General features: G+C 68.3%; 9 protein-coding genes and 1 pseudogene. 5 read left to right on the forward strand and 5 right to left on the reverse strand.

All coding sequences use genetic code 11. From position 1 onward, the window contains the following. Positions 1–233 (forward strand): annotated as a pseudogene (locus JOZ00_RS14465) (hypothetical protein); the annotation flags it as partial. On the opposite strand, the gene JOZ00_RS14470 reads toward JOZ00_RS14465, so the two are convergent. Next, positions 217–501 carry a hypothetical protein gene (locus tag JOZ00_RS14470; RefSeq protein WP_293344640.1) on the reverse strand — a complete coding sequence of 95 codons (285 nt, stop codon included), beginning with the start codon at positions 499–501 and terminating at the stop codon, positions 217–219. The pseudogene JOZ00_RS14465 and the gene JOZ00_RS14470 overlap by 17 nt on opposite strands. A gap of 28 nt (positions 502–529) precedes the next feature. On the opposite strand from JOZ00_RS14470, the gene bluB reads away from it, so the two are divergent. The 3 genes from bluB to JOZ00_RS14485 all read left to right on the forward strand — a co-directional run bounded on the left by bluB (position 530) and on the right by JOZ00_RS14485 (position 3535). After that, the gene (gene bluB, locus JOZ00_RS14475; RefSeq protein ID WP_293344641.1) at positions 530–1198 is read left to right on the forward strand and encodes a 5,6-dimethylbenzimidazole synthase; all 669 of its coding nucleotides are present in this window, start codon (positions 530–532) and stop codon (positions 1196–1198) included. A gap of 75 nt (positions 1199–1273) precedes the next feature. After that, the gene (locus JOZ00_RS14480) at positions 1274–2671 is read left to right on the forward strand and encodes a sulfatase (RefSeq protein ID WP_293344642.1); all 1398 of its coding nucleotides are present in this window, start codon (positions 1274–1276) and stop codon (positions 2669–2671) included. 63 nt (positions 2672–2734) lie between these two features. Beyond that, complete coding sequence (locus JOZ00_RS14485) at positions 2735–3535, forward strand: Stf0 family sulfotransferase (protein ID WP_293344643.1); 801 nt, start codon at positions 2735–2737, stop codon at positions 3533–3535. On the opposite strand, the gene JOZ00_RS14490 is transcribed toward JOZ00_RS14485, so the two are convergent. Beyond that, complete coding sequence (locus JOZ00_RS14490) at positions 3524–4309, reverse strand: trans-aconitate 2-methyltransferase (protein WP_293344644.1); 786 nt, start codon at positions 4307–4309, stop codon at positions 3524–3526. The two genes, JOZ00_RS14485 and JOZ00_RS14490, sit on opposite strands and share 12 nt — an antisense overlap. Before the next feature lie 125 nt (positions 4310–4434). On the opposite strand from JOZ00_RS14490, the gene JOZ00_RS14495 reads away from it, so the two are divergent. Beyond that, entirely contained in the window at positions 4435–5640 is a 1206-nt protein-coding gene (locus JOZ00_RS14495) for an alpha/beta fold hydrolase (protein ID WP_293344645.1), read from the forward strand. Here JOZ00_RS14495 and eccE read toward each other — a convergent pair. The 3 genes from eccE to eccD all read right to left on the reverse strand — a co-directional run. Then, positions 5630–6628 (reverse strand): type VII secretion protein EccE, encoded by a 999-nt coding sequence (gene eccE / locus JOZ00_RS14500; RefSeq protein WP_293344646.1) that lies wholly within the window; start codon positions 6626–6628, stop codon positions 5630–5632. The two genes, JOZ00_RS14495 and eccE, sit on opposite strands and share 11 nt — an antisense overlap. Beyond that, a complete protein-coding gene (mycP, locus tag JOZ00_RS14505) occupies positions 6625–8022 on the reverse strand; it encodes a type VII secretion-associated serine protease mycosin (RefSeq protein WP_293344647.1) in 1398 nt (465 codons plus the stop codon). The genes eccE and mycP overlap by 4 nt, the downstream gene beginning before the upstream one ends. Then, on the reverse strand, positions 8019–9336 hold a 1318-nt coding region (eccD, locus tag JOZ00_RS14510; RefSeq protein ID WP_293344648.1), incomplete at its 5' end, for a type VII secretion integral membrane protein EccD. The genes eccD and mycP, both read right to left, overlap by 4 nt.

Consider the following 9336-nt stretch of genomic DNA (forward strand, 5'->3'; position numbering starts at 1 on the left):
TCCGCTGGGACGCGCCGCAGACCGGGCCGGCGAAAGTGGAGATCTCGGACACGGGTTTGCTGCTCGACGTCGACGTCGCCCAGGTCGACGAGAAGTTCAGCGGTGAGCTGTCGCTGCACTACAAGGTCGACATTCCGGCCGACGTGCTCGCCGCCCTGCCACGGCGTTCGCTGGCCTTCGACATGCCCCCCGAGTACGTGTTCCGCGCGGTCGGCGTTACCTATAGTCCCTAATCGTGATGCGCGGCCAGGGCGGCTGTCGCAGCACCGCCAGGCTGGTGATCACCGCGGCCAGCAGGCCGGTGATCACCCCGATCAGGGCTATCCGGTTCGCGTCCACGGCCGGCACCCACGACGCCTGCCCGTCGCGGACGACGAACACGCCCAGGGGCTTGGCAACGAGGATGACCGTGGCGCCGTCGGGCGTCTGATAGGGCTCGCCGTAAGCACGGCCGGCTTCGGGGTCGGCGATCAGCTGGTCAAATACGTCGGAACGCTTCACGGATCCACGCTAACGCGGATTTTCTAGGATGGCTGATGTGAGCGATCAGGCATTCAGCCCGCAGGAGCGGCGAGCCGTCTATCGCGTCATCTCCGAACGGCGAGACATGCGCCGGTTCGTGCCTGGCGCTGTGGTGGCGCCCGAGGTCCTGGCGCGCCTGCTGGCGGCCGCGCACGCGGCACCCAGCGTCGGTCTGATGCAGCCGTGGCGTTTCATCCGGATCACCGACGACTCGCTCCGGCGGAGCATTCACGCGATCGTCGACGAAGAGCGCCCGCTGACCGCCGCGGCACTGGGCGCGCGGGCCGATGAGTTTCTGGCGCTGAAGGTGGAAGGCATCCTCGAGTGCGCGGAACTTCTGGTGGTCGCCCTCGGCGACGGCCGCGACAAGCACGTGTTCGGCCGGCGGACGCTCCCGCAGATGGATCTCGCGTCCGTGTCGTGCGCGATCCAGAACCTGTGGCTGGCGGCGCGCTCCGAGGGTCTCGGCGTGGGCTGGGTCTCCCTGTTCGATCCGCCGCGGCTGGCGGCCCTGCTGGAAATGCCCACCGGCGCCGAGCCGGTGGCCATCCTGTGCCTGGGCCCGGTGCCCGAGTTCCCCGATCGCCCGGCACTGGAACTGGACGGCTGGGCCACGGCGCGACCGCTGTCGGAATTCGTCTGTGAGAACCGCTGGAGTCAACTGCCGGTCCGCTGAGTCGGCCACACGTCCAGGCTTGCTCCAAGTTGCTGCGGTATCGTCGCCGGTCGCAGGCAATGTGAGAGGTGACGTGTGGCCGCGAAAGACAATGTCCTGATTGTCCACTGGCATGACCTGGGTCGCTATCTCGGCGCTTACGGCCACCCGGACGTGTCCAGCCCCCAGATGGACCGCCTCGCCGCCGAAGGCATCCTGTTCACCAGGGCCCACGCCACCGCCCCGTTGTGCTCGCCGTCGCGCGGATCGCTGTTCACCGGGCGCTATCCGCACAACAACGGTCTCATCGGCCTGGCCCACCACGGCTGGGAGTACCGCAGCGGAATCCGGACCCTGCCGCAAATGCTGACCGAATTCGGCTGGTATACAGCGCTTTTCGGTATGCAGCATGAAACCTCTTACCCGCAGCGGCTGGGCTTCAACGAGTTCGATGTGTCGAACTCCTACTGCGAGTACGTGGTGGACAAGGCCACCGAATGGCTGAGGGCACGGCGCGAAGACAAGGTCGACGACCCGAGCGAGGCGCCGTTCATGTTGACCACCGGATTTTTCGAAACGCACCGCCCCTATCCACGCGACCGATACGAACCGGCGGACACCGCGGAGGTCGATCCGCCCGACTACCTGCCCGACACACCCGAGGTCCGTGGCGACCTCGCCGCGTTCTACGGCGCGATCACCACGGCCGACGCCGCGGTGGGCCGGTTGCTGGACACGCTCGCCGACACCGGGCTGGACACCAGCACCTGGGTGGTGTTCTTCACCGATCACGGCCCAGCGTTCCCCCGGGCGAAATCCACGCTGTACGACGCCGGTACGGGGATCGGCATGATCATCCGGCCGCCCACCGACCGGGCCGTGGCGCCGGGCGTTTACGACGAACTGTTCAGCGGCGTCGACCTGCTACCGACGCTGCTCGAACTGCTGGGCGTCGACGTCCCCCACGACATCGACGGTGTGTCGCACGCGCGGGCCCTGCTTGCCGGCAACCCGCGGGCCGAACCGGTGCGCGACCACGTGTACACCACGAAGACCTACCACGACTCGTTCGACCCCATTCGCGCGATCCGCACCAAGGACTACAGCTACATCGAAAATTACGTGCCCCGGCCGTTACTCGACCTCCCGTGGGACATCGAGGAGAGTCCGTCGGGCCTCGCCGTCGCCCCACTCGTCACCGGTCCGCGCCCGGATCGCGAACTCTACGATCTGCGCACCGACCCGGCCGAGACGACCAACCTGCTGGCCGACGATGACGTCATCGCCGCCGAGATAGCGGCCGACCTCGCTGTGCGGCTTCATGATTGGCGTCAGCGGACCGGCGATGTCATCCCGTCGGACTTCGCCGGCACCCGCATCGCGGAGCGCTACACCGAAACGTACCTGCACATCCATCACACGAAGCCCAGTTCCCGGTCGGCCATCGCCACCGACCGCGGCATCGAGGACGCGGAAGCGGGCGCCGAACAATAATTTTGTTCATTCCGAAGGTAATTCGTCGCTGACCCCGGGGACCGCAGCGGTTAGGCTCATTCGGTGTCCGCGGCGAAGTCCTATCTGGTCCTCGCTACGCAACGGAGCGGCAGCACGTTGCTGGTGGAGTCGCTGCGCGCGACGGGAGTGGCCGGAAACCCGCAGGAGTTCTTCCAGTTTCTGCCGGAGACCGGAATGCCGCCGCAGCCGCGGCAATGGTTCGCCGGGGTCCAAGACGAGTCGATCCTGCGGTTGCTCGATCCGCTGCATCCCGGCGCGCCGGACACCGCGATGCCCACCCAGTGGCGAGACCGCATCCGCAGTTCCGGATGCACGCCCAACGGTGTATGGGGCGGCAAGCTGATGTGGAACCAGACGCCGCTGCTGATGCAGCGCGCGACGCAACTGCCGAACCGCACCGGCGACGACTTGCGTGCGGCGATCCGCGATGTGATCGGCAACGAGCCCGTCTACATCCACGTCCACCGGCCCGACGTCGTGTCGCAGGCCGTGTCCTTCTGGCGCGCCGCGCAGACCCAGGCGTGGCAGGGTCACGTCGACCCAGAGCGGGACTCGCAGGCCTGCTATCACGCGGCGGCCATCGCGCATGTCGTGGAAAACCTGCGATGGCAGGAGAACAGCTGGCGCGCCTGGCTCGAGGAGGAGAACATTGCGCACCTCGACATCGCGTATCCGGTGCTGTGGCGCAACCTGACTGACATCGTCGCGGCGGTTCTCGAAGCGTTGGGGCAGGACCCGGGGCTGGCCCCGCCGCCGATGCTCAAACGACAGGCCGATCACCGTTCCGACGAGTGGGTCGAACGCTACCGGGCCGAAGCGCCGCGGCTGGGCCTACCCAGCTGAGCGTTGCGAACCACCGACCTCGGCAACGATGAACACCCGCCGGAACGGGAAGATGGTGACGCCGTCTGCGCGGGGCGGGTAGGCGTCCTGCAGCAACGGGATCAGTTCGCGGCGGAACCGCTCCCAGCTCTCGTCGTCGAGCCGTTCACGCACCGGTACGAGCGCCGTGCCGGTGATCCATTCCAGCACCGGGTTCTCGCCGGTGAGTTGATGGAGATAGGTGGTCTCCCAGACGTCGACCCGACAGCCGGCGTCCAGCAACAGGTTGGCGTAGTGCAACGGCGGTTGAATCACCGCTCCGACACGAAATGGTATGTCGCGCATGAGCTTTGCGTATGGCTCCCGACGGGCCAGCGTCCGCACCGTCGCGTGTGACGGTGTCTCGAAGTTACCCGGGACCTGGACACTGATCCACGATCCGGGTGCGAGCTGCTTGGCCCACCGGACCAGCAGGTCGGCGTGCTCGGGCACCCAGTGCAACGCGGCGTTGCTGACCACCACGTCGGTGTCGGGCTTGGGCTTCCAGTCCCGAAGGTCGCCGACGACGGCGTCGATGCTGCGCTCCTTGGCGGCGGCAACCATCTCCGGCGACATGTCCATCGCCTCAATCACCGCGTCCGGCCAGCGTTTGGCCAGATACTTCGTCAGGTTGCCCGGCCCGCAACCGAGGTCGACGACCCGGCGCGCCCGTTCGGCGCCCACCCGCGAAAGCAGATCGTAGAACGGCCGTCCGCGATGGTCAGCGAAAGCCAGGTAGACATCGGGATCCCACATGTCGGTCCTCCTGATCAACGCGCGCCGGTTTCCGCCGCAGATAGACAAACCGTATTACCGTATGCCTTCCCGGCGCCGCCCGAGTGGTGCCGAGACGGGCGTTCACCGGGATACCATCAGCGCTTGTGGCGCCCGACACCGATCCGCTCGAACCGCCCTTTCCCGCCCCGGACGTTCCCGAAGGTTTCGAGGGTGCCGACGCACCGCCCGGTGGATTACCCCCGCGCTCCGCGCTGTCGCCCCGCCAGCGCATGGTGGTCGAGGCGTCGGCCGTCGGTGACCTCGCGCTGCGCACCTGGGTGTCGTCGCTGCTGTCCGTCGTGGTGGCGCCCGTCGTCGTCGCCAGCAACCTGCGGCACTCCGACTCCGGCACCGAGCGCGACAACCTGAACTTCTACGCCGAACTGGGGGCCGCGCAGGACCCCGCGAAGTCGTTCCCGCCGCCCACCGAATTGCCCAGTGTCACATCGCGGCCGGCCGGCGCTTTGGCGGCCTGGGTCGCGCGCGGCACGGTGCACAACATCGCCTTTCGGAGCAGCTTCACCGCGATCAATCCCGCGATGCGCAGGCAATGGAGCGCCTGGGGATCCAACAACGTTGTGCGAGCTCAACATTGGCGCCACGACGACGGCCCGCGCCCCACGCTGTGCGTCATTCACGGCTTCATGGGGTCGTCGTACCTGGCCAACGGGCGGTTCTTTTCGATGCCCTGGTACTACCGCGCCGGCTATGACGTTGTGTTGTACACACTGCCGTTTCACGGCAAGCGGGCCGAAAGGCTCTCACCGTTCAGCGGTTTCGGCTACTTCGCGAGCGGGATGAGCGGTTTCGCCGAGGCGATGGCCCAGGCCGTGCACGACTTTCGTTCGATCGTGGACTATCTGCGCCACACCGGGGTCGACCGCATCGCGCTGACCGGACTCTCGCTGGGCGGCTACACCTCGGCATTGGTGGCGTCGGTGGACGACCGGCTCGAGGCCGTCATCCCCAACTGCCCCGTCGTCACCCCGTCGACGATGTTCGACGAGTGGTTCCCGGCCAACAAACTCTTCGGATTGGGGCTGCGCCTGTCCGACATCAGCCGCGAGCAGTTAACGGCCGGGCTGGCCTACCACTGCCCGCTGAACTACCGGCCGCTCGTGGCAAAGGACCGTCGGATGATCATCACCGGCCTCGGCGATCGAATGGCACCGCCAGACAACGCCGTCAAGCTGTGGAACCATTGGGATCACTGTGCGCTGCACTGGTTTCCGGGCAGCCACGTGATGCACGTGAGCCAGCTGGACTACCTGCGCCGGATGACCGCTTTCCTGCAGGCGGTCATGCTTTAGCGGTCTCGGCGAGCGGCGCCCGGTGGGCACCGCCGGCCAGGGTCGGCCAGTCCAGCCGTGCGAGCAGATCGGCGGGCGCCTCGGTGTGCCCATCGAGCCGCTGGGTGGACAACAGGTCCAGGGCCATCAATGCGGGCCAGTGATTCCCACGTTGTGGGGTCAGGCCGGCCACCGGCGTGCCCCTGCCGGGCGGGGTGTCGGTCTGGAACGCGCAGGCGGCGGCGACGGTGATGTGGCTTGCGTCGCCGGCGATCTCGAGCGCGGTGCACGTCTCCAGCGCCGGATACGACTTGATTTCATCGAGCGTCTGGGCAAGCGCCTCGTCGACGTTAATCTGGTAGGCCGCAAGGTAATCCGAGACCCCACGCTGCACCCCGCGCCATTTCTCGCGGGCGTTGGAGGTCAGCAGGCGCGGAATGTCGTCGGATGCGACAGTGGTGGCTTCCCAACCGATCTCGCGAAGATGGTCGGCCAGCCGGCGGGCGACGACCTGGGCCGTCTCGTGCAGGGGGATGTCCGCGGAGCGGGCCTGCAGCGCGGCGAGGTTGTCGGTGGCCGATATCGTGATCCCGATCCACGTCTCCCGCCTGGATACGTCGGAGGCGTTGTCGCGGATGGTGATTCGGATCTTGTCAGCCCGGATCCCGTAGCGGTCCAGGTACTGCGCGATGAGCGGCAGCGGTAGCACATCCGAGTCGCTGTCCGATGCCCCGATGCGCAGCAAGGCGGTCGTCGCCGAGTCCGAGGTCGGTTCGGGGATGAACTCGTTGCCGCGTCCCATGATCGCCAGGCGCCGACGCAGGATCGTCGTGAAATACAAACCGCGCCACCAATTGAACAGCAGGATGAGCACGGCCACGGCGATGCCGATCAGCCAGTAGTCCCGCGGCGACCGCCAGGGGTAGGCCATCACTGCGGGCACGATCACCAGCAGGGCCAGCGTGATTCGGCCCCGTCCGGGAGTTGGTATCGAGCCAAGCATGCTCATGGGATGGGGTCCTTTCGTTGGCGTGTGGTGATCGCGGCGACGGCACCGGCGATCGCGACGACCACGGCCAGCGCGACGGTGCCGATCAGCGCGACGGTGCGCGGCGTGCTGTCCTTGGGCGCGGGTGCCGGCGGCACGGCGACCGGCTTCGCGGCCGCCACACCGGGGGGCTGCTCACCGGCCGGCAGTTGCCAGGTCAAAGCCGCGACGGGGTCTACGCTTCCGGCGCCCACGACATTGGACGGCGCCCGCGCGCCGTTGTGCGCGGTCGCGGTGATGCGATGGGCGACCTGGGTGGCGTTGAGGTCCGGGTACTTACTCCGGACCAGCGCGGCGACGCCGGCCACATAGCCGGACGCGTAGCTGGTGCCGCTGGGCGCGAGCAGCTGTCCGTGCTCGTCGGGCAGGCCGTTGGCCAGGCCGCCGCCGTCGGCGTTGCTGATCGACACGACGTGTTCGCCGGGGGCCGCGATACCCACCCACGGCCCGGCCATCGTGAACTTCGAGGGCTGGCCTTCCGGTGTCTGGGACGCCACCGACAGCACGTACGGCTGCCAGAACGACGGGATGGAGATCGACGTGACGCCTGCCCAGTTTCGCGGATCGGCCGGGCGGCCCATGTCGGTGAGCGGATTCGATTCGCATGAACCGCCGCCGCCGAACGATCCGGACGACCCACTGTTCCCGGCGGAAGCCACGATCACCGCGTCCTTGTCCACGGCCGCATAGCGGATCGCCGCACCGAGTGCCGCCTGATCGACGGGCCGGTCGACGGGCAGACACGTGATCTCGGAGACGTCGATGACCCGGGCGCCGAGATCGGCCGCGTGCACGATCGCCCGGCCCAGCGCCGCGACCCCGAGGGACACTCGCGCCAGCAGCGGATCGCCACCCGGCGTCCGCGGTGAGAACTTGTCCGACGTCGTCCTGATCGACATCACCCGGGCCGCCGGTGCAACCCCCGCGAAGCCGTCGTCGCCGGGCTGGGCGGCGATGATGCCGGCGACCAGCGTTCCATGGCCGTCGCAGTCGGTCAGGCCGTCGGTGGTCTCGACGAAGTCGCCGCCCGGCTCGACGTTGGGCAGCCGCGGACCCGGCCGCACGCCGGTGTCCAGCACCGCGACCAGCTGGCCCTCGCCACGGGAAAACTGCCACGCCGCAGGCAGATTCAGCGCCGCCTGGCTGGGCGTGACGGCACCCGGATCGCTACCGGGAATGGCTCCGCTCACGCTGCACGGGCCCCGCTGCTCCATCGGCTGTACCGGTCCCGGCGCCCCGCTGGGCGGTGGCACACCGGGATCCACCTTCGGTGCCTCGATCGCCAGCGCCGAGGGGCAAGTCCACACTGCGGTCGTGAATGCCGCTGCGAGACAGGCTAATCCGGACCGAATCATCGATTGAGGATCCAGCTGAACAGACCGACCAGGAACGCCATGACGGGGATCAGCGACGCATCGAGTCCGGCTGCGAGGAAGCCCACCAGCCGCCGCACCGGCAGCGAGTAGCTTTCCGGCTCCGCGATCTGCGGGTTGAGCGCCATCACTATCCACACCAGCGTCAGTGCGGCAAGCACCACCACGGCCCCGAGGGCACCGGCGTAGCGGCCGGTCGATGTGTAGTAGATCAGCAGGACCCCGGCGGCCAGGAAGGGCTGAGCGAGCAGCCACGCCTTGCATGCGGCCGAGTCCCAAACCCGGGCGCGCAGAACGGAAGTCGCCGCCGTCGCCCCCACCACATACCAGCCGGCACCGCTCAGCGCCTCGGGGCGCAACGCGATAGCGACCGATCCCAGCACACTGAGCAGGACCGCCCCGGCGATGAATCCGTTCTGGTGGGCGTCGCTGATCCGGACGCGCCGCGGCAGGTCCTCGAGAATCCGCAATGACGGGGCGGAGGGGGTTGGGTCGCCGGGCGCCGGGATGACCGGCAACGGGAACCGTGCCCACAGCGCCGACAGCTGAGCCGCCTCGATGGTGACCAGCAGCGCGGCCACGATCAGGCCGCTGCCGATGGCGAGCAACGAAGGATTCCACAGCACCGCGGCGCCCGCCGCCAGCAACACTCCAGCACCCAAAACAGCTGTGGCGGTGAAGAACCCGACGATGTGCTCGCGTGCGGCGCTGGGCACCATCAGGGCGATCAGCGACCACGCGGCGACGCCCGCGGCGGCCAGCAGAATCTGCGCCGCCCCGAATTTCCCGGGTACCGCCAACGCCAAGGCGGCGCCGATGGGTACCAACGCGGCGATCGATAGTGTCGCTCCCGCGCGCGGTGTGCGTGCGGTGATCAGCAGACCGACGATCGCGGTGAGCGCAGCAACCACGCTGACCGCGACCAGCCCGGCAAGCGCGCCGGTGGCGACCCGGTAGGTCACGGCCAGCCCGGTCGCCAGGAAAGCCACGACGATTACCGCGGCCAGCGCACCACGCTGAATGTGGCCGATGCCCCACGGTTTGCGCCGCGAGGTCGAGAAGATCATGGCCGCATCGGCGATGTCCTCGACGATCCCGGGGGCGGCCGGACCGACCGGCAGCGGTTGCAGCGCCAACAGGTCGCCATCGACGACCCCGACGGTGTCCAGGCTGGCGTCCAGACTGAACGGCGCTCCCCCGATGGGGGCCAGGCTCAGTTGGGTCGCCGCGCCGATCTCGGCGCTTCCCCGGGCCTGCGCGCCGTCGTCAGAGTCGCCGTTTGTCGCCTGGGGCACC

This window comes from Mycobacterium sp. (assembly GCF_019243155.1).
Lineage (GTDB): Bacteria > Actinomycetota > Actinomycetes > Mycobacteriales > Mycobacteriaceae > Mycobacterium.

What these genes read in the sequence shown, in the direction of transcription:
- bluB (WP_293344641.1), top strand. Translation starts at nt 530, where the DNA reads ATGGCTGATGTGAGCGATCAGGCATTCAGCCCGCAGGAGCGGCGAGCC.
- JOZ00_RS14490 (WP_293344644.1), bottom strand. Translation starts at nt 4,309, where the DNA reads ATGTGGGATCCCGATGTCTACCTGGCTTTCGCTGACCATCGCGGACGG.
- eccE (WP_293344646.1), bottom strand. Translation starts at nt 6,628, where the DNA reads ATGAGCATGCTTGGCTCGATACCAACTCCCGGACGGGGCCGAATCACG.
- mycP (WP_293344647.1), bottom strand. Translation starts at nt 8,022, where the DNA reads ATGATTCGGTCCGGATTAGCCTGTCTCGCAGCGGCATTCACGACCGCA.